Below are 25952 nucleotides of genomic sequence, written 5' to 3'. Positions count from 1 at the left end.
TCCATGCCTGCTGCCGGTGTGGACCGGTTGCCACTTTGGGGTCTTTTCACGGGCTTCACGCTGCACGGCAGGCCGCAGCAGCGGGGATGACTCCATGTTTCCTGCCTTTCCTGCTTCCGAACCGGGCCGGGCCCGGCTGGACGGTGCGGCCAATCGCCAGCAACTATACCGGCGGCCCGTTTCGCGGCCGCGGCAGGTAATACTGGAAAGCATGACTTCAACACCGCGCACCCGCCCGCTACGGAACTCCCGGGACGGACAGCCCGCACCGTGGCAGCGGACAGCCGCCGGCGCAAACCTGCTTGGCGCAGACGGCAACCTGGGCATAACCATCTTCGAAGAGATCACTGCCCTGGCGGGTACCCACGAAGCGATCAACCTGGGCCAGGGATTCCCGGACGAGGACGGTCCGGCAGAGATCCGCAACTCAGCCCGCAGAGCTATCCTGGCCGGGGCCAACCAATATGCCCCGGGAATGGGGCTGCCGGTGCTCCGCGAGGCCGTCGCCGAACACCAGGAACGGTTCTACGGCCTGCAGCTGGACGCCGGGAGCGAAGTCATGGTGTCCACCGGCGCCACCGAAGCCATCGCAGCCACGCTCCTGGCACTGGCCGGCCCGGGCGACGAGGTTCTGACTTTCGAACCGTTCTATGACTCCTACGGCGCCATGATCGGCCTCAGCGGTGCCAAGCACACCACCGCTCCCCTGCTGGTCCCGGACTTCCAGCCGGACATGGCTGCGCTGGAAGCAGCGTTCACCGACCGCACCCGGATAGTCCTGGTCAACAACCCGCACAACCCCACCGGCGCCGTCTTCCCGGAAGCAGTCCTGCAGCGCATCGTTGACCTCGCAGTGAAGCACGACGCCGTGATTGTCACCGACGAAGTCTACGAACACCTCACGTTCGGCCCCCGGCATATTCCGGTGGCCACGCTGCCCGGTGCCGCAGACCGGACACTGACTATTTCCTCCGCTGGAAAAACGTTCTCCCTGACCGGCTGGAAGATCGGCTGGATCAGCGGACCCGCGGAACTCATTGCCGCGGTGCGTGCCGTCAAGAGCTTCCTGACCTACAGCTCCGGCTCCCCGTTCCAGGCGGCCATCGCCGACGGTCTCCGGATGGACGATGCCTTCTTCACCGACATCGCCGGAACCCTCCGGGCCAAGCGCAATGTGCTCTCAGCCGGCCTCCGCGAAGCCGGGCTGGACGTCTACCAGCCGCAGGGAACGTATTTCGTGAACGCCGACGTCGCTCCCCTGGGCATCGGTGACGCCACCGAACTGGCCCGGCGGCTTCCGGGACTGGTGGGCGTCGCAGCCATTCCGGTGGCAATGTTCTGCCATTCCGACGGAGCGGAACGGACCAGGACAATGCTCCGGTTTGCCTTCTGCAAGCGCTTCGATGTGCTGCAGGAAGCCGCTGAGCGCATTTCCCGCCTGAACGAGGTGCTTTGAGATGGCACATCGCCCGCCCTCACGCCTGCTGCGGGGAATCGGCGCACACGCTGAGCTGGACGAGGACGCCTTCAATGACGGCGCCTGGATCCTCTCCATCGGCGGAGCCCAGCAGTCCCACGTCAACCTTGCCCATCCTGATGAAATCTTCTACGAGTATCTGCGCCGGATTGGCAACGTCCTGGATCTGGCCGGCCCGCCCGGCGCACCGCTGCGGGTCCTGCACCTGGGCGCCGGTGCCCTTACCCTCGCCCGGTATGTGCAGGCAACGCGTCCCGGTTCGATGCAGGCCGCGGTCGAACTTGAACGTGAGCTCCTGGACTATGTCCTGGCGTACCTGCCGCTCCCGGAGGGAACCGAGCTGGAAACGGTGACCGGCGATGCGCGCACCGAACTTGAACGGTTCGAACCCGGCTCGTTCGACGCCGTCGTCCTGGATGTCTTCGCAGGTGCGGATGCTCCGGAGCATCTAACGGACCCCGGCTACTACGCTGAGCTGAAGGACTTGCTTTCGGAACGCGGCGTGCTGCTGGTCAACGTGGGCGACGATCCGCCGCTGGCTTTCGCGCGCCGGCAGGCGAAGGCACTGCAGGAAGTCTTCGCTGCAGCCGGCGGCGACGTGGCAGCCCTTGGTGACACCTCGATGTTCACCGGCAGGCACCCGGGGAACATTGTCCTGGCAGCGGCGCCCTTCCGCTGGCCGGCGGAGTGGACGCAGTCCCTGCTGCAGGCCGGGCCGCATCCGGCAGCAGTGCTGACCGGGACGGACCTGGATGCTTTTGCGTCCGGGCGCTAAGGAAGCCTAGTCCTCGTCTTTCTGCGCCGGTTCGGCGAACCACAGGGTTGTTTCGCCGTAGGAACGTTCACTGAAACGCTCCATGCCTGCCGGCCAGGCGGGCTCGGGTGACCGCGTTGAGCGTTCCACCACTACGACGGCGCCGTCCGCCAGCCGGGGGCTTAGCGCCTCCAGCACAGCTGCCAGGCCTTCCTCCTCCAGTGGGTAGGGCGGGTCCAGGAAGACCAGGTCCCAGGCCAGTCCCGGCGGGACCCTCAGCAGGTAGGACTCCGCCTTGGTCCGGTGAACGCGCACCCGCTCCGAGCCCAGGATCTTGTTTACCAGCGAGGCGTTGCTGCGGCAGACCTGTGCAGCCTTTTCTGCCAGCTCCACCAGGTCTACGCGTGCGGCCCCGCGGCTGGCGCTTTCCACGCCAAGGGAACCCGATCCGGCGAACAGGTCCAGTACGTAGGCTCCGTCCAGGATCCCGTAGGACTCAAGGCGGGAGAAGAGCGCTTCCTTCACCCGGTCCGTGGTGGGCCGGGTACCCGATCCGGGAACACTGGACAGGGTGGATCCGCCGGCGGCTCCGGCAATGATGCGGCTCATGTGTCCACTTTAGCCAGCGGGCAGGTGCCGTCCGGCATCCTCGACCCTCTGCCGGTGTCAGCCGCGGTCCAGGAACGCTTCCTTCTCCGGGTTCAGGTACGCCTCGATCGCCTCGTTCAGGGCTGGATGCTCCAGCAGATCCGGATCCTCCTGGATCAGCGCCTGGGCGTCTGCGCGGGCACGTTCAATGACCTTTTCGTCCTGGATGGCGCGCAGGAGCTTCAAGGTCGACCGGCCGCCGGACTGGGAGGCACCGAGTATGTCCCCCTCGCGGCGCAGTTCCAGGTCCCGCCGGGAGAGCTCAAAGCCGTCCGTGGTGGCTGCCACCGCGTCCAGGCGTTCCCGGCTGGGATGGCCGTTCTCCAGGTTGGTGACCAGCAGGCAGGTCCCAGGCAGTCCCCCTCGGCCCACCCGGCCGCGCAGCTGGTGGAGCTGGGAGATGCCAAAGCGCTCGGCGTCGAGAATCACCATCATGGTGGCGTTGTGCACATCCACGCCCACCTCGATCACGGTGGTGGAGACCAGCAGGTCGATGTCGCCGCGGTTAAACGCGTCCATCGTGGCGGACTTGTCAGCCGGATCCATCCGGCCGTGGAGCATGCCCAGCCGCGTTCCCGCAAGCGCCGGCAGTTCCTGGAGGCGTTCCATCGTTTCCAGGACGGATGCCAGCGGCCGCTGGTTCCGCGGAGCAGCCGGCTGGGGCAGCTCCTCCAGCAGCGCCAGCTCGGTTCCCGGTTCTTCTTCCCTGTCCCCGATCTTGGGGCAGACCACGTAGACCTGCCGCCCGGCGTCGATCTCTTCCCGGGCGCGTGCCCAGATCCTGGGACCCCAGGCCGGTTTGTCCGCCAGCGGGGCCAGATACGTGGAGATCGGTGCCCGCCCGGCAGGCAGTTCAGTCAGGGTTGAGACGTCCAGGTCACCGAAGACGGTCATGGCCACGGTGCGCGGGATGGGAGTTGCGGTCATGACCAGCAGGTGGGGGGTGGAATCGCGTCCCTTGGTGCGCAGGATATCCCGCTGCTCGACGCCGAACCGGTGCTGCTCATCGACCACCACCAGGCCCAGATCGGCGAACTGCACGTGTTCGGAGAGCAGCGCGTGCGTGCCGATCACGATGCCCGCAGAACCGGAGGCTGCTTCGAGCAGGGCGGCCTTACGCTGGGCGGTCGACATCGAACCGGTGAGCAGCGTGACCCGGGTGGCGGTATCGCTGCCGCCCAGCATGCCAGCCTGCCCCAGCGGACCGAGCGTCCGGGTGATCGACGCGTAGTGCTGGGCTGCCAGGACCTCGGTGGGTGCCAGCAGCGCTGCCTGTCCCCCGGCGTCGACCACCTGCAGCATGGCGCGCAGGGCCACCAGCGTCTTGCCGGAGCCAACTTCGCCCTGCAGCAGCCGGTTCATGGGGTGGGGCTTGGCCAGGTCGGCGGCCAGTTCCCCGCCGATCGAGGCCTGCCCTGCCGTGAGCGTGAACGGAAGAGCGGCGTCGAAGGCCTCCAGCAGACCACCGGCGCGCGGCGGGCGGGCGGTGGCATCCTGTTCCGCGGTGAAGGCGTGCCGGCGGGCCAGCGCGGTCTGCAGCACCAGGGCTTCCTCGTAGCGGAAGCGGTGGCGCGCCTTGTAGGCATCTTCGATCGCGGCGGGGCGGTGGATGGCGTTGAACGCGTCAGCCATGCCCATCAGCCGCTCCCGGGAGCGGATGGCCGGCGGAATGGGGTCCCGGAGGCGCTCGGTTTGGAGCGAGTCGAGCAGCAGGTCGATCGTGGTCTTGATTTCCCAGCTGGTCAGCTTGGCGGTGGCGGGATAGACCGGGATGGGCCGTTTGGCTTCTTCCTCGTCATCCGCTTCGTCGCTAAGCAGCACATAGTTCGGGTTGGTGAGCGTCAGCTGTCCCTTATAGACGCCCACCTTGCCGGAGAACATGGCACGGATGCCCGGCTGCAGGTCCTTGAGCGCCCCGTAGCCGTTGAAAAAGGTCAGATGCAGCAGGCCCAGTGCGCCGTCGTCGTCATCATCAGTGACCGTGACTTCAACGATCATCCCTTTGCGGGTCTGCATGCGGCGCGAGTTGCTGCTCTGCACCCGCGCGATGAGGGTGACTTCCTCATCGAACGGGATCTCTGAAATCCGGGTCAGTTCCCCGCGTTCCATGTACCGCCGCGGAACATGGAGCAGCAGCTGGCCCACCGTGGTGATGCCGAGCTGCTTCTCGATCTTGTCCGCAGATTTCTTCCCAATCCGGCGGTTCAGGGGGAAATCGAGCTCGCCGGGAATCCTGTCCTGCATGGGCCTCTAGGCTTCGCGGGCGAAACCGGCGGACTCGCCCGGCAGCGGCACCTGCGGTATCTCCGTGGTCTGGTGCCCGTTGGCAGAAAGCTCCGTGATGGTCACGTTGGTCGGCTCACCCACCGCATGCAGCGCATCCATTGCGGCACCGGCGTCGGGGGTGTGGACGTGGACGCGCCAGCGGTATCCGTCGCCCACCGGGCTGACCGCACTCATGATCACTGACTCTCCCAGCTCATCGAGCTGGAGTCGCAGTGTCGCTGCATCGAGAGGGCTGAGCGTGATGGTGCACATGACCTCAACGCCTTCAAGCTGCGGCTGGGTGCCGTGGATATGGGGATCCTGGACGTCGTAGCCGTGCAGGCCGTCCAGGAGCTCACCCTGCAGTTCCTCACCCAGGGCAGCGGCGCGCAGTGCGTCCAGGACCAGCAGGAACCCCACGCCGCCTGCGTCCACGACGCCGGCGTCAGACAGGGTTTCAAGCTGCTCTTCAGTGCGCACGACGGCGGCGAGCGCGGAGGTCATCATGGCCCGCAGCGTTTCGGCGAGCCCTGCATTGCTGTCGTCCCCGGTCTGCGCTGCTTCCACCTGGGAGGCGCCCCGGGCGGCTTCCTCGAGTACGGAGAGCATGGTGCCCGGAACCGGATCGCTCAGCACGGACCATGAACGCAGCTGGGCACGCTCCAGCGAGCGGGCCAGCACGGGCGCGGACAGTCGGGTGTTTCCCTGCAGCGGCTCAGCCATGGACGTCAGGAATACGGAGAGCAGCGTCCCCGAGTTGCCCTTTGCCTGTTCCATGGCAGCCCTGCCAGCGGCGGAGAGCAGCTCGCCGATGTCCTGGGTATCGAGCTCCGCTGCGGCAGCCGAGGCCGCCCGCATGGTGAGGTAGAGGTTCGTGCCGGTGTCGCCGTCGGCTACCGGGAAAATGTTGATGGCGTTCAGCCGGTCGCTGTGGTTCCCAAGGGACACCTCGGCGTTACTCAACCATCGCTTGAGCGCCTGAGCGTTTGCGGTGATCTTAGTCTGCAAGGTAATCCCGTTCCGTGCTGCTGCTCATGCTTCTCCTCCGGAATATCTTCCAGGACATCGTTGTCCCGGAACCGGCTTGGTCACTAGGAAGCCTACCGCAGGGCTCTGACAGCGTCCGAGAAGCGGAACCGAAAATATGGGAAAGTGGACCCCATGGGAAAACGGCTATACGCGGAGGCTGCGGCTGCGCGGCACATGAGTTCGGGGACAAAACGCTCCGCCTCGGATGACTCTGCGGCGAGCGCTCCGTTCTCGGTGCAGCTGGCTCCGCGGACAGATCCCGCCGAACTCCGGGCCTACCGCCGTAAGCGGGCCGTCGCCTGGGTTTTGACGGTCCTCGTGATGGCTTCGGTTCCAGCGCTGATAGCAGCACTGGTGCTCTTCGGCTAAAAGCAGGCAAAAACACCTGTAACACCCGTAACTGCTATCCGTTACACTCCCCTCCACTACGCTCACCATCGCAGCCATGTGGAGTATCGCCTTGCCGCTTGTCATGCCCATCTACGGGACACGCCCCGAAGCCATCAAGATGGCTCCCCTTGTCGTGGAACTGCGGCGCGCGCCGGGCTTGGAGTGCTTTGTTACCGTGACCGGACAGCACCGCTCCATGCTGGACCAGGTCAACCGGCTGTTCGGCATCGTCCCCGACCATGATCTGAACATATTTTCCCCGGGGCAGAGCCTCAACGGGATTCTCATCAGGACGATTGAGGGGTTGGACAAGCTGTTCGGCGTCAACCGTCCCGACGCCGTCGTCGTCCAGGGTGACACCACGACCTCAACTGCCGGTGCCATCGCTGCCTTCAATCACGGCATCCCGGTGGTGCATGTGGAAGGCGGACTGCGCAGCGGAGACCTCCGCTCACCATTCCCGGAGGAGGCGAACCGGAGAATGACCTCACAGATCGCCACCCTGCATCTCGCTCCAACTGCCACCAGCAGGGACAACCTCCTAAAGGAGAACATTCCCGCCGCGAAGATCGTGGTTACCGGCAACACCGTAATCGATGCCCTCTTCGCCGCCGTGCGTGTAAAGGTGCCGTTCACGGACCCGGCCCTGGAGAAGCTGGCTGAGTCGGGGAGACCGATTCTGCTGGTTACCACACATCGCCGGGAAAACCAGGGCGGAGCGATGAGGGGAATTGGCAGGGCGCTTGCCCGGATTGCGGACGCTGTCCCGGACATGGCCGTCGTGGTCCCGCTGCACAGGAATCCCGTTGTGCGTGAAGCGCTTGTTCCTCCCCTGCAGGGGAAAAGAAACGTCTTGGCACCAGAGCCGCTGGACTACGGAGAGTTCTGCCGCCTAATGGCTATGTCCCGCCTCATCCTCACTGATTCCGGAGGGATCCAGGAAGAGGCCCCCAGCCTCGGTGTTCCGGTGCTGCTGATGCGGGAGAACACGGAACGTCCGGAGGCAGTCAGCGCCGGCGCCGTCAGGCTGATCGGGACGGACGAGGATCGGATCGTCTCCGAGGTGCAGGACCTTCTGCACGATGCCAAGGCCTACCGGTCCATGGCCGAATCCCGCAACCCGTACGGCGACGGTACCGCTGCACAACTCTCGGCGTCCGCTATTCAACGCATGTTGGGAACACCTCCGGACGGACCGGCAAATTAACGATTTCAGCAGAAGCCAACTCCATTCGCGAAGCGGGTGGGCAAGGGGGAAACATTGATCGGTTGGCAGGTGTTGTTCCGGACCGCCCGGAAACTTGAGCAGCGGCAGAAATGGCAGGCCGCGGTCCGGATATACCGGACCATTCTCAGCAGCGGGGAGCAGGAAAACGCGCGGGTCCATTTCCAGCTCGGCAACGCACTCTTCCGCGCCAACGAGCTGGGAGACGCCGAGCGTGCCCTCTCCCGTGCCGTGGAGCTGGAACCCGGGAGCGCTCCCTGGCACTACCGGCTCGGGTTTGTCCTCGAACGGCAGGGGAGGATGGAGCTGGCAGCCAGGCAATACCAACTGGCGCTGGCCGCTCAACCCGGCAATCCGGCATGGCATTACCGCCTCTACAGATGCCATACCGCTCTGGGCAACAACCAGGATGCCTTCGACCACCTGCGCAAAGCCCTCAACGGGGACCTGCAGAATCCGAAGTACCACGATCTGGTAGCTGCCGAGCTGCGAGCCAGGGGCCCGCGGTGGCAGGAGGCACAGGCACTTGAACGCGGCCTGCCGTATCACGACACGGATCCGGCTTGGCATCTGCGAATGGCTGAAAGCTATGCCTCCCTGAGCCGGCACCGGCAGGCAGCCGAGAGCTACCGACAGGCCAACGTGCTGAAGCCGGCAACCGCAGAGAACCTGTTCAAGGAAGCCGAACAGTGGGAGCGTGCGGGCCGGCCCGGTGAAGCTGATGCGGCTTTTTCCGCCGGCATTGCCGTGAAACCCGACGGCGAGGAAGCCCGGTTTGGCGCGGGCGCCTACCACCAGCTCAAGGGCAACTGGGACATGTCTTCCGAGGCCTACGACGCACTAAAACGGACGCGGCCGCTGGACGCCGAGCTTCATTTCCGCGCCGGGCTGGCCCATGACCGGTGCTTCCGGTGGGAGGAGGCCGCCGCGAGTTACCTTTCAGCGGTTGCCCTCGAAACGGATCAGCCCTACTGGCACTACAAGCTGGGGTTCGCCTACGAGCGGATGCAGGCCTGGCACGAAGCAGTCGATGCCTACGAGTACGCAGCGTCGCTGCGGCCGTCCAACCGCTACTGGTGGTACCGGGCCGGCTACACGAGCGTGCAGGCCGGAGACCTGGAAAGCGCCTGCCGTTACTTCCGCCGTGCGGCGCCGGCAGATTTCAGGCCAATTGAGCCGGGTACAGTGCCGGCCGTTCCGAAGGAAGGCTACCTCTCGCAGCTCGCGTCACAGCGCCTGGTACTGAGGGATTTCGCAAAGGATCCGGATCTTCAGTGCTCTGTCGCCGATGGGTTCGCTGCCGCGGGCGACTGGCCATCAGCTGCTGACGCATATGAGAGAGCCATCTTCTGCTCGAACCGCCACGAGCCCCGGCTCTACTTCCTTTGGGCTCATGCCTTGATGCAGATGGGTGACCTATCCGGCGCCGCCAATGCATTCCTGCAGACCCGTATCTTCATGACTCCGGACGGGATCGACGTCCCGAAATACCTGAAAAACACGTCCCAGAAACACTCGATGCAGTACCTCGAGTATTACGAAACCGTAGAACTGCGGCCAAAGACGATTCTGTGGGAGAGCAATCACGGTGCCACTGTGGGATGCCATCCTCTGGCCCTCTTCCGGCATTTTGCCGACCTGCCCGAGTTCAGCGGCTACCGGCATGTGTGGGCCGTCAACGATCCCGCGGTGGTACCCGGTGACGTCCGCGAACGGGAGAATGTCTTTTTCGCCGTTCCCCACTCCGACTTGTACCTGCGGGTACTTGCAACCGCTTCACATTTGGTGAACAACGTTTCGTTTCCGCCGTATTTTATTCGCAGGGACGGGCAACGGTACCTCAATACCTGGCACGGGACTCCTCTGAAGACCCTCGGCAAGGACATGAGGGGGCCCGCTATGGAGCACAGCAACCTCGCACGCAACTTCCTTCAAAGCTCTCACATTATGGCTCCCAACACCCATACGTCCTGGGCACTGATTGAACGCCATGACCTTGAAGGACTGTTCCGGGGAAAGATCCGGGTGACGGGCTCACCCCGGCTGGACCGGATGGTCACCATGGGCAGTCAGCTGAGGGACCGTATTCGTGAATCCCTGAACGTTCCCGGGGACCTGCCGGTGGTCTTGTATGCGCCAACGTGGCGGGGTTCCACCACCGACCGCGTTCTGGACCGGGCTGCGCTCCTGGCTGATCTGGCGGCGCTCTCAGACACTCAGTATCAATTGGTCTTCCGGGCACACCGGCTCACCGAGAAACTGCTCGCCGGCCTGGACCTCGGCGTCACCATCGTTCCACCGGAAATCGACACGAGTGATCTCCTCAGCGCGGTGGACGTCCTCATCACCGACTATTCCAGCATCGCGTTCGATTACCTGCCGATGAACCGTCCAATCATCTACTACGCGTACGACTACGAGGAGTACGCCGCGGAACGCGGTCTGTACCTGGAGCTTGACGACATGCCGGGGGTGGTCTGCCGAAACAGACGGGAACTGGCGCCGCTGGTCAGCGACGCCCTATCTGGCGGGCACGCGGCGATCCAGGACAGGTATGCTGAGGCCGCCCAACGCTTCGCCGGCTACGAAGACGGCGGGGCGTGTGCGCGGGTGACCGAGTTTTTCTTTGGAGATTCCGAGACCGGAGTGGAGCATCTGCCCGACCCGGATGCCGAACCGCCCGCGGTACTCTTCCACCACAGCCTGATCCCCAACGGCATTTCTACCTCCTTCCGTAATCTGACCAACAGCCTGGACCGGGAAATCCGGAAAATCCTCGTAGTTGAGCCGCATGTGCTGAACAAGGAACCGGGGCGCCTGTCCCAGCTTCAACTCCTCCCCGGCGACGTGCAGCTCATCGGCCGGGTCGGAGTCCATGCCCTTCGGCCGGAGGAACGCTGGCTGCACGACCGCTTCACGCGAACACACAGGCTTGACTCCCCGGAGCAGCAGAGAATTCATGCTGCCGCGATGAATAGGGAGTTCCGCAGGATTTTTGGTTCGGCGGCTTTCCACTCCCTGGTGGAATTCGACGGCTACTCCCCTTTCTGGACGGCGCTGCTGGCAGCGGGCGGAAGCTCCGGCACCAAACGATCCATCTACCTGCACAACGACATGCTCAATGAATTGAGAATGAAGTTCGCCAACCTCGAGGGGGTCTTCCGCCTCTATCCCGAGTTCGACCGTCTGCTCTCGGTGTCGGAAAGTCTCGGGTACGAAAACGCCCGGAACGTTGGCAGCGCCTTCAACATCGACCGGAGCCTCTTCGGGTACTGCATCAACCAGATCGACGCCGAGGCAGTGAGGGAGAAGTCGGCTGCTCCCCTTGACCCGGACATCGCAGACTGGTTCGGCTCTGCCCGCCTGAATGTACTGGCGATCGGACGCCTCTCACCGGAGAAGGACCATGCCAAACTCATCAGGGCTTTCATCCAGTACCGGACAATCCACCCGGACGCGAACCTGACAATCATCGGGGAAGGACCTCTGCGGGCTGATCTTGAGCAGCAGATCCAGGCGTCGGACGCCGAAGGATACATCCTCCTCGCCGGCCAGAGGCAGAACCCTTACCCGGCCCTTGCCAGGGCATCAGCGCTGGTCCTCAGTTCGCTGCACGAAGGGCAGCCCATGGTGCTCTTCGAGGCGATGATCCTGCAGCGCCCCATCATTTGCACCGATCTTCCCGGCCCCCGCGACATCCTGCAGGACCGCTATGGGCTCATCGTAGAGAACTCCGCGGATGGGATTCGTGCCGGGCTAACGAGGCTCGCGGAGGGGACCCTGCCCTCGGAAGTCTTCGATCCTGCTGCATACGCCAAGGAGGCCGGATACCAATTCCTCATGGCTGTTCTTTGAAATCAGGCACTCATCAGAATTGTCCGCCGCAAGTGTCAAACCACTAGGGGGCCTAAGTGCGTTCTGTTTGTTTTTCAATGGTCAAAAACGAAGAAGACATCATAGAGTCTTTCGTCCGCCACACACTGAGCCAGGTTGACCATCTCTATATTGCGGATAACCTGTCGACCGACGGCACAAGGGATATCCTGGACGCGCTCGTCGCCGAGGGGCTCCCGCTGACGCTCTCCACCGACCCTTCCCAGGCAATGGAACAAAACGTCAAAATGACCTCAATGTACCGGCGTTGCTCTGAAACCGAGGACTTTGATTTCGCGTTTTTCCTGGACGCTGACGAGTTCCTCCAACTGGATAAAGGTCTTATGGCTGCCGTGCCGCGCAAGACCGGCCAAGGACGGGCTTTTTATGTTCCCCGGCTGAATTACGTGTACACGGGAGAGCCGAAACCCGGTGACGCTCTCTCCATCTTCGACACGATGACCACCCTCGACACCCTAAAGATGTCCCCCAAATCGATGATCTTTCACGACAGGGAAGGTTGCCGCCGATACCACATTGGCAACGGCAACCATCATGTGCGGGATTGGGCACATGGCGGGCAGACAGTCTCCGAAGAACAGCCGCAGCCCTTTGCTGCCTTGGCGCATTTTCCGATTAGGTCCATCGAGCAGTACTTGAGCAAGAGCCTCCTGGGATGGCTGGCGATGCAGCTCAGGGAGGCGGGGGTGAATGACGCAGAGCAGACCATTGGGAAACACTGGCGTACACAGTACCGGCTCATTCTGCAGGCCAATGCGGACGTGACCGAGGAGCGCCTCATGAAGAACCTCTACGGTTCAAAACCTGAAAACAGGCAGGGAGAAGAGAAGCCCTTCCAGACCGGCTTCTCCATCAGCTACGAACACCTGATGCGGCACGAATCCGTGTTGGTTCAGCTGGTAAAGATGTACGCCCGGACCATCGACGGCCTCTGGCAGGAACGCGCTGCATGGGAGCAGCGCCTTGAAAGCGCCAAGGCGCACGCTGCAGATTCCTAGGTGCCCAGTGGCCCCGCGCCCTCAGGGAGTCAGCAGGCGGAGCCTCATTTCCTCATTCGCGCGGTCCAGGTCCTCGGCAAAGTCGACCTCAACCGCGTAGTACCTGCTGATGTCCACTGGCATATAGGCCAGTCCGTCCCACCGAATGGTTTGGACGATTCCGCCCTCGAAGTACTCCTGGTCCGCCACCTCAGCCAGTCGGTTGAGGAGGTATTTCTTGCCTCCTGAGGATACGTAGTTGATGCCGACAGCCTCACCCAGCGCGTTCTTGACTGCCTTCGATAACTGGTCGATGTGTCCGTGGCCGTCAACGGTGTACTTCACCTCTTCGTCAGAGACGACGGAGGTATCCACGGCTACAAAGGACTGGTCAGCATCGATGTAAGGCCGGAGCTCCTCCAGCATGGCCGGGTCGAAAACCACATCACCGTTCATCCACAGCACGCCGCCCTCGTAAGAGTTCCTGAGGGCTTTCAGCAGGCTCTTGGACGTGTTCGTCTGGTCGAATGCTTCGTTATAGACAAACGACGCGTCGGGCATATGCTCCATGATCTGCTCAAGCTTGTAACCCACCACGATTGTCAGGCGCAGCTCTTCACCGAATGCCGCGCGAAGGTTGCCGACCTGCTGTTCCATGATTGTCCGGCCATCACTGAGCTGCGTCATCGATTTAGGATGCGGACGCGCCAATCTGGTGCCCATGCCAGCCGCGAGGATGACTGCCTGTACTGTCATGGTTTGCTCCTGACACTCGGTAATCCGGCAGGGACAAATGAGACCCTTTTGAAATCCGGATTGTTTTGAAGGCATAGGAACTACCAGACGGAGACCATTGCCACAACAGTGCTTTTAATCGTCCCCCCAAACCGCCCGGCACACGCGGGCGGTCGCACCGCCGTCGTCCATCGGAGCATATGTCTCGACGAAAGTCCGGTACTTGCTTTCCCACTGCGCAGGCCGATGCGACCGTATTTGGTCGAACAGTTGCCGGCTGTTTTCTGCTATCGGTCCGGGCGCCTGTTCCTGCAAATCGAAATAGAACCCCCGGGTTTCGTCGCGGTACTGTGCGAGGTCCGGGGCCAGGAAGAATATCGGCTTACCGGTAACGGCGAAGTCGAACATGATGGATGAGTAGTCGGTGACAAGGACATCGGCGGCCAAACAAAGGTCGGTAACGTGCGGATAGTCCGTCACATCCTTCATTCCCAGAGCCGGATTTCCCCTCTGGCCGAGTACCTTATGGTGGCCGCGGTAGAGCAGCGAGTATCCAGGGCCCAGCTGTGCAGCGTCTGCCGCCTTCAGGTAGCTGACAGCCTGCACTCGGCCGCTGCTGTCTACGGCGTTGTCGCGCCACGTCGGGGCATACAGGACCACGGTGTCTGCCGGAGAGATGCAGAGCCGGTCACGTACCTCTGCCCGGACGGACTGTGCTGAAGCACTCCTCAGCGCGTCATTCCGGGGGTATCCCAGCACGGCGACCGGCCCCGTGTAGCGGAAAGCTCTAGCGAGCTGCCTCGCAGCGAACGGGCTCTGCGCCAGCAGCAGGTCCCACTCCCCCGGTTCCCGCCCAAGAGTGCGCAGGTACGAGGGCGTCAGTCTTTGGCGCGGCGTGTCGAACCCAATGCGCTTCAGCGGCGTGCCGTGCCAGGTCTGCACATACACCTGCCCCCGCCGTTTTCGGAAGAACACGGGAAAGTCGTTGTTGTTTACCAGGTATTTTGCGGTCCCCAGGACGTGAAACCACTCAGCGCTGAACCTCAGCAGCGGAACACACCCCTCCGGGACGGGAACCGATGCGTCCGCGATGCTCCAATACCTTCTGAGCCCCGGACGGCGGTCGGCCAGCTCATTCGAGATGGCCAACCCGCTGTCCGACGGCGATCTGCCTCCGAAGCTCTCGAAGAGCACCGCATCTGCGTCCAAAGGGGCCACACTGGCCCAATACGCGTCGATGAGCCGCCGACGTCCATATCCGCTCCGCTCCACGTCCTTGAGGAAAGACGTCAGCTGCAGCTGGAACTCCTGCCCCTGGTTACGTGCCGGTGACACGATGCGAAGACTGGTCATCTTGGCCTCGGCTCGTCGCTCCGCGAGCGCCCCGCTCACGACTATCGGGGTCTCCCGCCCGGGTTGCTGCCACACGAGGCGGTAGCGACCAACTCTGGGAAGCGAAGCGCCTGCACCCCAGCAGTCCCTGGCGAGTTCGAACACGGCCTCCGTCCTGCCGGCCGGTCCGGCTCGCAGGGCATCCGCGACTATAGTCTCCGGGCCTACCAGTGCCAGGTCGCCCGGTCGCTGCAGCCTGGCGGCACCCTCCGCCAGGACAATAACGACGGCGGTCCCCTCGGTCCGCCAGCCGCTCACTTGGAGCCGGGCAGGACTCAAGATCAGGGAGAGGAACCCGAATCCGCTCACCGCCACACGAACTTCTGCGCCGGATTGTTCCAGCCGTTCCACTTCCGGCGCCTCGTCGGCTGCGCCGACCGGCTGGGGCGCACCGGGCTTCCCGGCGCGTATCAGGCAGCCCAGCTCGGCATCGGCGGCAATCTGTGTGAGTGCGGAGGGAACGGTGAGGCTAAAGGTCGCCGGGTCAGAGGGCGAAGCCTCAAACGGCAGGGAGGCTGCCCCGGGCACATCCAGGAAAACGCCGGCCGGCGCTTCTCCACGGAATGAAAGGGACACCGTTGGACCGTTCACGGCCGGCGGGTCCGCGAGGTAGCGGTAGCTGACAACGCTGAAACGCAGTCCGAGGACTCCGTCGAAGAGAGCTGTAAGCCTGCGCCTTCCGATGACAGGGCCCAGTGGGAAGCGGGCAGGGACACGGTCCGTGTCCCGCGCGGCCAGCCGGTCACGGACACTCAGGCCCCGCCAGGACAATTCCAGTTCCACGTACCATTCGCCCGCGCTCTGGTCGCCCATGGCCGCCAGCACCGTTGCAGCGTCGATCTCTGCGAGGAAACAGGCACCGGCGTAGGAGTTCAGCTGGTCGCCTGAAGCCTCGTCAATGGCAGGGTCATAGTGCTTTGCGGCGGGAAGCTGCAGCCGGCTGCCCGAACGCGGTTCCACGAGCCACAGTCCCAGCGTCACTGGCTCCCTGCCTGCGTCCAGGCCCTCCAGATAGGCAAACCCGCCCAGCTGGAGGGTTCTTCCTGTCCAGCCAAACCGGCTAAGCCCGCACCGGAGCATTGGTAACCCGGGCAGACGGAGCACTTCGGCTGGGATTGCCCGGCTGATGAGAGGCAGATAAGCCGGGATTTCTTCCAGTTCACCGCCGGGATTTGCAACGAGGCGAAAACCGGTTCCGTTGTCCTGCAGCTCCGCGAGCACCGTCCTGAAGTCCTCCAGATACCCGCCGGCGGCCAAAAACGCCAGGATTCGGGAGTGAACGGGGAATCCGCTCACGGCGCCGGGCGTTCTCAGGACCAAAGCAGCCGCTTCCCCCAAATCGTCCCAATAGGACTCATCCTGCCGCGGAACTTCTTTCGAGAAGCGCAGCCATTCGCTCCCCAGGGCTGCGCCGAACCAGGAGCGCAACGCTGTCTCGTGAGTCTCTCCACTTACCAGGGCTGCAACACTGCGTGCCCGCTGAGCGAGTTCAAAAAGCTCTTCACGGATGCCCGCGGCTGTGGGCCGACCCGCTTGCCTGCCCGTTGCGGTGACCAGGTAGTCAAAGCCGTCAGCCAGCAGGTATCCCCGCAGAGCGAGGAATTCTGGGTCAGGCACGGGTGTATGCCCCATGACCCGCACCAGGAATTCCCGGCGATAGAGTTTCGTCCACATGGCGGTGTCTGCAAATGCCTCGGGTCGCGTGAGCAGGGTCAGCCCTCGGCGTTGTTCTTCCGGCAGCCTGACTATGGTTCGGCTGGCGGGTGATGCGGTCTGGTACGGGATTGCTGCCACGAACTGCGCCGACGACGATTCCAGCGCATTGGCAAGCGCCCGGTGGAGTCCGGGGACAGGAACCGCACCGGCCTCTACGAACGTGAGAAACGCGCCGGCAGACGAGTGAAAGGCATCTTCAAGACTCGTTCCCGTCAGCAGGCGGAGGCGCGGATCCGTGGCCGCCAACGCTGGAAGTCCAGTGGGCGGGGCATCGCCCGGAACTGCCACGATGATCTCAAGGTCCTGTTCGTCCCCGGCCAGGAGTGCAGCAACCGTTCTCAGCAGTGAATCTTCATCTTGTCCCGGCACCAGCACCAGGCTGAGAAGTCCGCTCCCGGCAGGGGCGCCTGGTTTTCGGCCGCCTGCCCGCTCCGTGATCTTCCTGGCCCTGCTGCGGATCCGCTGCAGAAGTGGCCGGGAACCGGCGGGTGCCATTCAGGCCGGCCGCTCATACGGGCGTGTCCCGGCGGGGCGTCCGAGGTCCTCGATGGCGGACGTAATACGTTCGCAGCTGCGGCCATCCCAGTGGAGGAACGTCCGCAGGATGCGTTCACGATACGGTGCGTGGAGTTCGCCTGCATCAACACGGCTCAGCATCGAGATGGCGTCTTCAACGTCCTTTGCCAATGGACCCAGTCCGTCCCGAACATAGTCGAAATAGCCTTTCCGGTAGACGTGTCCCCCGCCGAATATCCCCCGGCCGTCCGGCTGCATGTACACAACCCTGGCTCCCGCGTAGGCGGCGTCGAAGGCAATTGACGAGTGGTCAGTCACCAGCGTGTGGGCTTCGACGAGCTTTTTCTGGACGGATATCCCGGAATACGCGGTGGGAACCACGTGATCGGGCAGTTCCAGCAAAGGCACCATCAGCTCGAGCTCAGGGTGGGGCAGGAAGATAACTTGTTCCCCGTTTCGCACGCAGTACTCGCGGAGCTCGGGCGAGCGCAGCAGCCGAAGCCATGCACTGCCGTACTCGCTGTGTTCGAACACCTCGACCCGTGCGGCGTCCGAGCCGGCCGCTGCAAGTTCCCTGCTCAGGTACTGGCGCCAGGTGGGCGCGACCAGGATGCTTCTCCGTCCCTCCAGCCCCGATTTTCCGGCGGCATGCAATAGTGCGTCATGCCGGGCGAATCCCAGGGGCTTTACCTCGTGCGGAGTTAGCTTGTAGTTATTCCCGTCCCCTGCGATCGAGTCGTGTTCTCCGGCCGTGGCGGTGACCATCAGGGCTATGTCCTTGGCATTGAGCCACAGGGACATGTCGTCCTTGATGACTCCATGCTGCAGGAAGACAAAACGGGCGGGACCCGAACCGAAACGTTGTTTGTTGACCGGGAATTCGACGTTGCCGTTTGCGTGGGAGGAGATCTTGTACGCAGCGTTGAGGTACAGCAGGACGGCTTCGTCTGAACCGTAGGCAACCAGACGGAAGCCTTCAGCCCGCAGGCGTGCCCAGTCCGGACTCTCCGGATCCAGGAGGAACCAGGCATTGATGTCCGAACGGTTCCGGAGAAGATAGCGGTAGAGGTGCTCTGCGTTGTCATCTGCGCGTCCGATCCGGTCCATGAGGATCCATGCGTCGCGGTATCTGGATTGGGCAGGTTCCTCTGCCGCACGGGCAATGAGCTTCTGGTCTGCTGCGGCCCTGCTCCGGAGCTGGCGGCGCCGGTCTAGCCGTGCGAGACGGCGCCGGACCGCGGCACGGCCTTCAGCCACAGTCCCTCTGCCGGTGAGGATTCCGCGGAGTACCAGATTGTCTCGACGGCGTCGGAGGGTGCTGGCGATCCGTTCAGCCCGTACGCGAATAGGGTTACTTATCAGGGAGGGCAGCGCGGGAGGCCTCAGATCGAAATCGGGAAGCTGATCAGGTGTCCGGCCCGGTTGCAGTGGTACCCGGCGGTCCCTGGTCACCTCCGTATGCACTCCGTCCAAAGCGATTTCGAGGGTAGATGACTCATCGATAGACAGGACGAGGATGCGTTCCTTGATCAGGGTCCGGCCAAGCACCTGGTGGTGGCGGATCTTGGTGGCTGCCGGAACGGCGGGAGTTCCGTCTATGAAGATTTTTTCCTCAGGCGGCGAGCCGTGGAAGAGGAAGGAGTACCGCGTTGTGTTCCGCCGCTCATCCCGTTCCCATTCCTGTACCAGCGGCGGAGAAGCATCCTGGGTCTTGTAGCCGGTCCGGAGGACGTTGTGGAAGATCCACCCCTGGCTGACCACGCTAAAGGTATCGATAACCTCCAGATCGATCATGGCTATGATCTCGGTGAGCAGGGCATGCATCGACTCCTGCTGTTCCGGTGTGGCACCGGCGGTCTGGCTGTGCATCCTCTTGTCATCGATGTAGAACCAGACGAGGTCATAGAGCACCATGTACTGCGCCCAGGCCGGGACCCGGTCCAGCCTGCGTTGAATGGCCTGGAGCATCCCCAGGTACCCGTATCGCGGCAGCTCCTCGTAGGCGCGGGGGTCCGCCCATGCGCCGGCCACGAGGGAACTCCCCCTTTGCCGGTTCCTGCGGTACAGGTAGCGGGCGGTGGAAACGATGCCCAGAACCGGGCGGTCCGCCGCGGCCAGGTACCGGCCGATCAGGTTCGAGTCCTCGAACTTGGGGCGGATCCGCGCATCGAACCCGAGCCCGTGCTCTCTCAGGATCGCGGTGCGCAGGAAGGCAGTGGGTCCGTGCAGCTGGATGTACTCGGGGTTTGCGTCCAGGTCCACGAGCGCATTGCCGGCACGGAACTTCTTGCCAAGCGGGTGAGTGTGCCGAAGAGTTGCGGTGCCGTCAGAGAACTGGACCAGCCGGGTGGCCAGCAGCTGAGCCGACCCGTTGGAGTCGCCTGCCAGAAAGTCGGCAACCTCTTGGAAGTAGCGGGGATGGAATACGTCGTCCGGATCGCAGAACGTGACCCAGGTGCTGCTGACCAGCCGAAGCCCTGCGTTGCGCGCTGCCCCCGGGCCAAGGTTCTCCTGCCGGACCAGGCGCAGGGAAGGTTGGTGCAGTCTGGACCATTGCTCCACGATTTTGGCGGACTCGTCCGTTGACCCGTCGTCGACCATGACTATTTCGAGATCCTTAAGGGGATAGCTCTGCGCTCTGAGTGATTCAAGGAACGCAGGCAGGTACTCGGCCACGTTGTAGACCGCGACGACCAGCGCGAACTGTCCAACGGCCACAGATTTCACCTCCGCCCTTCGGGATGTGCCCCACTAAATGCGGGGGTAGCCGCCAGCATGGCCTCGGCTGCAGCCTGCGCGGCCCTGCCGACTTCCCCTCCGGCGAACCGTGCTGAGAACTCGCGCACCTGGGCAATGAGCGGAGCGGGGTCCTGTCGGAGCATCCGAACCAGCTCCGCTGTGTTTGCTGCGGGAACACCGGGCACAGTCTCAGCGAGGTCGAGGTACAGGCCGCGCGAAGACTCGAACCCTGCCAGGTCCGGGACGAGAAAATACATCGGCTTTCCGAGCAGGCAGAAGTCGAACATTGCGGAAGAGTAGTCCGTCACCAGCGCATCCGCTGCCAGGTACAGGTCGTTGATGTCCGGGTAGTCAGTAACGTCAAGAATGTTGGGGGATGCTGCAACGCGGCGCTGAGCCGAAACGTTGTGGTGTGCGCGGATAAGGAACGTGTATCCGGGGCCCAGGGCACGTGAGGCCAGCTTCATGTCCAGATGCCCCACCCAGTCGGGGCGTCCGGCATCGGTCCGAGCAGCATCACGCCACGTAGGGGCATAGAGAATCACTTTCTGGCCGGCACTGATTCCCAGCCTGTTCCGAACGGCGTCGTCCCTTTTTCCTTCCCGAACCAGCACATCGTTCCGGGGATAACCGGAGGAGAGGACGTCGCCCCTATAGCCCAGCGCTGCCGGAAGGGTTCGCGCTGCAAACTCATTCTGTGCAAGAAGCAGGTCCCACCACTGCGCTTCGCGTTTCATCAGGTCCCGGTAGGACAGGGAGAGATTACGAGGCGGGATATCCAGCCCAAGCTTCTTCAAAGGGGTTCCGTGCCAGGTCTGCAGGTAGAACTGTCCCGGCGACTTGCGAAAGTACCAGGGGAAATTGTTGTTGTTCACGAGTGCCCGGGTTGTTGCCAGCCTCTCGTACCATTCAGCGGATCCCTGCAGAAGCGGTACCGCGTAGGGCGGTGCCTCCACGGACCTGTCGGCCACCGACCAGTACAGGGGTTCATCGAACCCGGCGGATGCCAGGTAATCCGAGATGGCGCGGGGGCTGTCAGTGCAGTTCTTGCCTCCGAAACTCTCAAAAAGGATCCCCGGCTGCAGGGACGGTTCACGCCCGGGAGCAAAGCAGGTGCGGCGCAGCCTGTACTGGTGGAAGTCTCCGGCTTCGGAATCAGCCAGCGGAGCCGTGATGCTGACGGCCATTGCTCCGGATGAAGTCCTGAACCCCCTGACGCGGGCAGCCGGGGTGAGGAATGAACGGAACGAACGTGAGACGCCCTCCTGGACGGCCACTGCAACATCCCCCGCACCGGCTCCGCTCCCCTTGGCACTCCAACGCAGTGTGTAGGCGCCCGACGGCGGCGCGGGCACTTCCTGCCCCCAGGACCGGAAGGCCAGCGGGAAGGTCAGCAGCACCCCATCCTGAACCGCATTGGTTTCCGCCGGGATCCGGTGGCGGGAGGTGACGAGGGCATAGGAGGCTTCCGGCGGTCCCCCTGAAACCTTTATCTGCAGGCTTCCTCGGGGACCTGCGGCTAGGGATTCCGCGGCGGGGGTACCGATCCTTCGGGCGCTCGCTGCCTTTGGGGCGGGAACGGCCACGGCACGTTCCAGCAAATGTCCGGCCACTTCGAGCCGCACAGTAAGTTCCGGCGTCGGGCCGGGCATTTCAACTGCGAAGGCGGCGTCCGCGTGGCTGCAGTTGCGGTCGCTCGATACGAGATCCAGATGTGGATTGCGCATCCGCTCCACAGGCAGCGCGCTAAATCCGTCCGTTCCGGTCGTGCCCACAGTGAGCACCGTTGGGATACCCGTCAGCTCGGCGTTGCGGACGTAGGCATACCCCTCAACCCGGAAAACACCGTTCTCCTGTTCCTGCGGCGGGTCCGCGGCTGCCACAAGTTCAAGGGTGGACGGATCGACGCGCAGCAGGCTGGCTGGAACCGACACGTCCAGACTTGCGAGGAACGTCGGACGGGCGGTGATAGTCCTTCCGAACACCAGCGGCGTGGCTGTTCCGTTGTTGATCCTGTCGACGAGTGCCAGTGCCAGCTCGTCCCGGCGGTTCGCAGCTGCCAGGTACGCCAGGGCCCGGGCCTGCGGGTCGATTCGGTCCAGCTCCTGCCGGCTTCCCTCCAGCAGCCTGGCTGCACCCTCGCTCAACATCGCCCAATACTTATCAGAGGCATCTGCTGCCTGTTCCAGGTACGGAATCAAGTCCGCACCTGCCACCCGCCGCTGCCAGGCCGCCACGGCAGCCTCGGGCGCTCCTTCGGACAGGAGTGCCCGGACACGTTCGTTGACGAGCAGGCGGTCGCGGAGATCCTCCATGAGGTGCTTCTCCTGGGTCAGGGAGGAACCGTCTTCACGTATGCGCCACGAGTAAACCGGGTCCGGCAGGACGTCGAAGGAGGATGCCTTCAGATAGGCTCGTGCCGTGGCCTCCTGATCCTCATAGCGGATCCGTTCCGGGATGCTGCCCACCTCGTTGTCCCAGAACGGCCGCTGGAACATCTTGTTCCAAAGGAACACGTCATCAATGATCTCCGGCACGTCCCGGAGAGTGACCCTTGGGCGCCGCTTCTGATGCAGCCGGTCCGCGAGGTGCACCGACGTGCGGTGGTTGCCCCGGATACGTCCGTAGGAGCCGACGCAGAAGTCAGATTTGGACTGTGCCAGGCTGGCGGCCATGAACTCGTACGCCCGGTACGGAACGACGTCGTCCGCGTCAGCAAAGGCGAGCAGTGTTCCGCGCGCAGCCCTGATGCCGATGTTTCTCGCCCCGCCGGGTCCAGCATTGTGGCCGCGAATGATTTTGATACGGCGGTCATAGCGTGCGTAGCCTGCCGCGATGCGGGCGCTCGTGTCCGTGGAGCCGTCATCCACCAGGATGATCTCCAGCCGGCGGTAGGACTGTGTCACCAAGCTGGTGAGACAGCGGTCCAGATACGGCGCCACGTTGTGGAACGGAACGATGACGCTCACTAGCCCATAGTCTGGTTCCCCGGAGCGAGGGCGGCTGAGTTGCTGTGTCCGTTTTAGACGGGCGCGCAGGGCGGGGTGGAGCGAGGATGCGAACCACGCCCATCTCTGGCCAGTGCGGCCCAGCGACCGCTTCCTGCTCGACAGCTCCCCCACGCCGCTCCCCCGGTAACCGACGGATTCAGCCCCAGAGACGCCCATGCGCTTCCACCGAACCCGATCCTCGTTGAGGGCTGAAATTAGGGGAGAAATTGGGTCTCGTAAATAAGTAATTTGCTTTTGGTTCACCCGTCTTTTACCGCTTGTAGACCTCCCGCACCCAAGCGTCGTCACGGCGGGGGCATCAGTCACAGACATCGGCAAAGGACAAGAGTAATGCCGGATCAGCTAGAATTGGCGGACACTCAACAAGTCGCACTTTTATGGGGTACCGCTTTGCCACTCGTTATGCCTATCTACGGAACACGTCCTGAAGCCATCAAAATGGCGCCTATCGTCGCGGCACTTCAGGAATCGGCAACGCTGGACCACTTCACCGCGGTTACCGGGCAGCACCGCTCCATGCTGGATCAGGTGAACAGCCTCTTTGGGATCGTGCCCGACCACGACCTGAACATTTTCTCTCCCGGTCAGACGCTCAACGGCATCCTGACCAGGACCATCGAGGGCCTCGATAAGCTCTTCAGTGTGAACCGGCCCGACGCCGTAGTTGTGCAGGGCGACACCACCACGTCAACAGCCGGTGCCATCGCTGCGTTCTACCACAGCATCCCCGTGGTCCACGCAGAAGCGGGCCTGCGCAGCGGTGACCTTTTCTCGCCGTTTCCGGAGGAAGCAAACCGCAAAATCACGTCCCAGATCGCCAGCCTTCATTTGGCGCCCACCAGCACCAGCCGCGCAAATCTCCTAAAGGAAAACATCCCTTCAGCGGACATCGTCGTCACTGGAAACACGGTCATCGACGCCCTCTTTATGACCGTTGACAAGAAGGTTCCTTTCACAGATCCGGCGCTCGAGGAGCTCGCTGCCAAGGGCGAAAAGATCCTACTGGTCACCACCCACCGTCGAGAGAACCAGGGCGAGGCTATGCGCGGCGTCGGACGTGCTCTGGCCCGCATTGCGGGCGCAGAACCCGATCTGATGATCGTGGTACCGCTCCATAAGAACCCAGTGGTCCGTGCAGCAGTCATGCCTGCGATTGAAGGCAAAAAGAACATCCTGGTGGTTGAGCCGCTGCCTTACGGTGAATTTACCCGCATGCTGTCCATGTCCCACCTGGTCCTCACCGATTCCGGCGGAGTCCAGGAGGAGGCTCCCAGCTTGGGCAAGCCTGTCCTGGTGATGCGGGAAAATACCGAGCGCCCGGAAGCCGTGGTTGCCGGCACGGTCAAGCTGATCGGTACCGACGAGGAACGGATCGTAACCGAGGTTGATCAGCTCCTGAACGATAAGGTGCACTTCGATTCGATGGCCAACGCCGTTAATCCATACGGCGATGGAAAGGCTGCCGCCCGCACAGTGGCTGCCATTGAACAAATGCTGGGAGTCGGGTCGCGGATCGCTGACTTCGGGGATGCCTAAAATCCGGGTTCTGGTTTACGGCAGCGAGGTTGCCGTAAACCTCCTCGCCACTTACAGTGACAACGCGGTCCGTGCGGGATACGTAGCTCGCCAGTCGTTGATTAGTTCAATGAACGGTGCCAGCAGTGTTGACCTCTCCGCCGTGCCAAACCTGACCTCTGCCGCGTCACGTGTCTTGATGGATGACGCGCAATCGTCCTTGACCGACGAACTCGTAGAGAAGTCAGGGCAATTGGACTGTGTGCTGTGGGACTTGTCAGATGAACGATTCGGAGTCTTCCGGCTCACCGACGGGACCTATCTGACCGCGTCACCGCACCTAGCCGAGGCCTCCGTGCGGGGTGCCGAGATCACCCGTCATATCAAGTTTGGTACGCGGGAGCACCTAGCCCTGTGGAAAACCGCCGCTGACGGGTTGATAGCCCTTCTCGGGACGCTGGGACTCCAATCTCGGACGTTCACCCTGAAGCTGCCTCCGGCAACCCGCTCCCAGAAAGCCACGGGAGTCCGCCGCCGCATGTATGGGCGTGCCCGCGCCATCGCTTATGCACCCTACTATCGACACCTGCAGCGGCGCGGAATTGCGGTTCTCGATGCCAAACCGAAGGTGGCGCTGACCAAAGGAGCGAGTATAAAGGCCGTTCCCAGCCTGAGGGACCAGCTTTATCACGACCTTACCGGGCAGCTAGCCGCCGCTTTGAAAAGCCGCGGCCTTGAAAACCCCCTGTATTGGAACTGGGATGCCCAGCATCAGGCGCCCGTGATCTGCTGGAGCGATCCTGATCAGCTGGATGTCCGTATTGAGGGACGTACAGAACACGTCATCCGTCCCCGGACGGGGGCTGGGGAAAAGTATCCACTTCGCTTCCTACTGCAGAATACAGGCGACGACACCCTGCTGGTCGTTAGTCACGGCGCACTTGCACGCGCGAAGTATGAGGTTCCCCGATTCGAGTTCCTGTCTACATTGCAGTCCAGGAGCGAGAATCTTCTTTTTCTGTCTGACGGGGCGCTGGAGGCCTACCCGGAGCTCGAGCTGGCTTGGTTCACAGGAGATGCGGAAGATGATCTAACTGCACGCTACAGCTCAACCGTCAGAACTGTGGCAGAGCAGTTGGATGCCAAGAAGATTCTGTTTGTTGGCGGGTCGGGCGGTGGTTTCGCCTCCGTCAACCTCGCGGCATCCGTCGAAGGATCCCGAGCCCTGGCTTTCAACCCACAAACAGATGTCCGTAACTATTGGGCTAAACCCGTTCTCACGTACCAGCGGACTCTCTTTCCGGAGATGAACTCCCCCGAGGAGCTAAGCCATTTCAAAGAGCGCGTTAGTTTGATTCAGAGAGTAGCCACCCGGCCGCCAGGGACTTATCAGGTAATCTATGTCCAGAACGACGATGATGCATTTCATCTCGAACGACACCTCAAGCCTTTTGCCAAACAACTGGGGATGAATCCCACAACGTCCGTCTCAGCGGATGGGAACGTTCAAATCATTGTTGAGCGATTTTCCGCCGGCCACAACATGCCGTACCGAAGTGTTCTCAACCCACTCATTGACTACGCTTTGCAAGATTGGGGAGAAAAACTCAACCCCTGGAACAAGCAGCAATACGAGCGCTTAGCTGTTTCTGCACAATGACGGGAAAAC

15 protein-coding genes are annotated in these 25952 nt (G+C 62.9%); 8 read left to right on the top strand and 7 right to left on the bottom strand.

The genetic code is table 11. From position 1 onward, the window contains the following. The first annotated feature begins 211 nt into the window (after positions 1-211). Together NGB94_RS11775 and NGB94_RS11770 are read left to right on the top strand one after the other, a co-directional pair. A complete protein-coding gene (locus NGB94_RS11775) occupies positions 212-1456 on the top strand; it encodes an aminotransferase class I/II-fold pyridoxal phosphate-dependent enzyme (protein ID WP_325790835.1) in 1245 nt (414 codons plus the stop codon). A 1-nt stretch (position 1457) separates the two neighbouring features. Next, positions 1458-2252, top strand: coding sequence for a fused MFS/spermidine synthase (locus NGB94_RS11770; protein ID WP_325790834.1), 795 nt, complete (start codon positions 1458-1460; stop codon positions 2250-2252). Positions 2253-2258: 6 nt separating this feature from the next. On the opposite strand, the gene rsmD is transcribed toward NGB94_RS11770, so the two are convergent. The 3 genes from rsmD to NGB94_RS11755 are packed head-to-tail and all read right to left on the bottom strand — an operon-like array spanning position 2259 to position 6107. Continuing rightward, the gene (gene rsmD, locus NGB94_RS11765; RefSeq protein WP_325790833.1) at positions 2259-2840 is read right to left on the bottom strand and encodes a 16S rRNA (guanine(966)-N(2))-methyltransferase RsmD; all 582 of its coding nucleotides are present in this window, start codon (positions 2838-2840) and stop codon (positions 2259-2261) included. 57 nt (positions 2841-2897) lie between these two features. After that, the gene (locus tag NGB94_RS11760; protein ID WP_325790832.1) at positions 2898-5123 is read right to left on the bottom strand and encodes an ATP-dependent DNA helicase RecG; all 2226 of its coding nucleotides are present in this window, start codon (positions 5121-5123) and stop codon (positions 2898-2900) included. Between the two features lie 6 nt (positions 5124-5129). After that, positions 5130-6107: a DAK2 domain-containing protein gene (locus NGB94_RS11755; protein ID WP_325790831.1), complete on the bottom strand. Its 978-nt coding sequence runs from the start codon at positions 6105-6107 to the stop codon at positions 5130-5132. Between the two features lie 198 nt (positions 6108-6305). Between NGB94_RS11755 and NGB94_RS11750 the strand changes: the two genes are divergently transcribed. The 4 genes from NGB94_RS11750 (at position 6306) to NGB94_RS11735 (ending at position 12680) form a co-directional block, all read left to right on the top strand. Continuing rightward, positions 6306-6542, top strand: coding sequence for a hypothetical protein (locus tag NGB94_RS11750; protein ID WP_325790830.1), 237 nt, complete (start codon positions 6306-6308; stop codon positions 6540-6542). Between the two features lie 76 nt (positions 6543-6618). Then, positions 6619-7770 carry a non-hydrolyzing UDP-N-acetylglucosamine 2-epimerase gene (wecB, locus tag NGB94_RS11745; RefSeq protein ID WP_325790828.1) on the top strand — a complete coding sequence of 384 codons (1152 nt, stop codon included), beginning with the start codon at positions 6619-6621 and terminating at the stop codon, positions 7768-7770. Positions 7771-7824: 54 nt separating this feature from the next. Beyond that, positions 7825-11643 carry a CDP-glycerol glycerophosphotransferase family protein gene (locus NGB94_RS11740; protein ID WP_325790827.1) on the top strand — a complete coding sequence of 1273 codons (3819 nt, stop codon included), beginning with the start codon at positions 7825-7827 and terminating at the stop codon, positions 11641-11643. A gap of 77 nt (positions 11644-11720) precedes the next feature. Continuing rightward, positions 11721-12680 (top strand): glycosyltransferase family 2 protein, encoded by a 960-nt coding sequence (locus NGB94_RS11735; protein ID WP_325790826.1) that lies wholly within the window; start codon positions 11721-11723, stop codon positions 12678-12680. Positions 12681-12701: 21 nt separating this feature from the next. Here NGB94_RS11735 and NGB94_RS11730 read toward each other — a convergent pair whose 3' ends face one another. The 4 genes from NGB94_RS11730 to NGB94_RS11715 all read right to left on the bottom strand — a co-directional run bounded on the left by NGB94_RS11730 (position 12702) and on the right by NGB94_RS11715 (position 22726). Beyond that, positions 12702-13415, bottom strand: coding sequence for a phosphocholine cytidylyltransferase family protein (locus NGB94_RS11730; RefSeq protein ID WP_325790825.1), 714 nt, complete (start codon positions 13413-13415; stop codon positions 12702-12704). A 114-nt stretch (positions 13416-13529) separates the two neighbouring features. After that, entirely contained in the window at positions 13530-16871 is a 3342-nt protein-coding gene (locus NGB94_RS11725) for a bifunctional glycosyltransferase/CDP-glycerol:glycerophosphate glycerophosphotransferase (protein WP_325790824.1), read from the bottom strand. 126 nt (positions 16872-16997) lie between these two features. Then, positions 16998-19736 carry a glycosyltransferase gene (locus NGB94_RS11720; protein WP_325790822.1) on the bottom strand — a complete coding sequence of 913 codons (2739 nt, stop codon included), beginning with the start codon at positions 19734-19736 and terminating at the stop codon, positions 16998-17000. A gap of 5 nt (positions 19737-19741) precedes the next feature. Beyond that, on the bottom strand, positions 19742-22726 hold the full coding sequence (locus NGB94_RS11715) for a bifunctional glycosyltransferase/CDP-glycerol:glycerophosphate glycerophosphotransferase (protein ID WP_325790821.1): 2985 nt from the start codon (positions 22724-22726) through the stop codon (positions 19742-19744). 432 nt (positions 22727-23158) lie between these two features. Here NGB94_RS11715 and wecB (NGB94_RS11710) point away from each other — a divergent pair, with 432 nt between their 5' ends. Both wecB (NGB94_RS11710) and NGB94_RS11705 read left to right on the top strand, forming a co-directional pair. Further along, on the top strand, positions 23159-24304 hold the full coding sequence (gene wecB / locus NGB94_RS11710) for a non-hydrolyzing UDP-N-acetylglucosamine 2-epimerase (RefSeq protein ID WP_325790820.1): 1146 nt from the start codon (positions 23159-23161) through the stop codon (positions 24302-24304). Beyond that, a complete protein-coding gene (locus NGB94_RS11705; RefSeq protein ID WP_325790819.1) occupies positions 24297-25943 on the top strand; it encodes a DUF6270 domain-containing protein in 1647 nt (548 codons plus the stop codon). The genes wecB (NGB94_RS11710) and NGB94_RS11705 overlap by 8 nt, the downstream gene beginning before the upstream one ends. Positions 25944-25952 lie beyond the last annotated feature (9 nt).

The sequence above is a fragment of the Arthrobacter koreensis genome (assembly GCF_035792275.1).
Lineage (GTDB): Bacteria > Actinomycetota > Actinomycetes > Actinomycetales > Micrococcaceae > Arthrobacter_B > Arthrobacter_B koreensis_A.
Note: the sequence above shows the minus strand (reverse complement) of the source record. Positions and strands in the feature narration are given on the sequence as shown.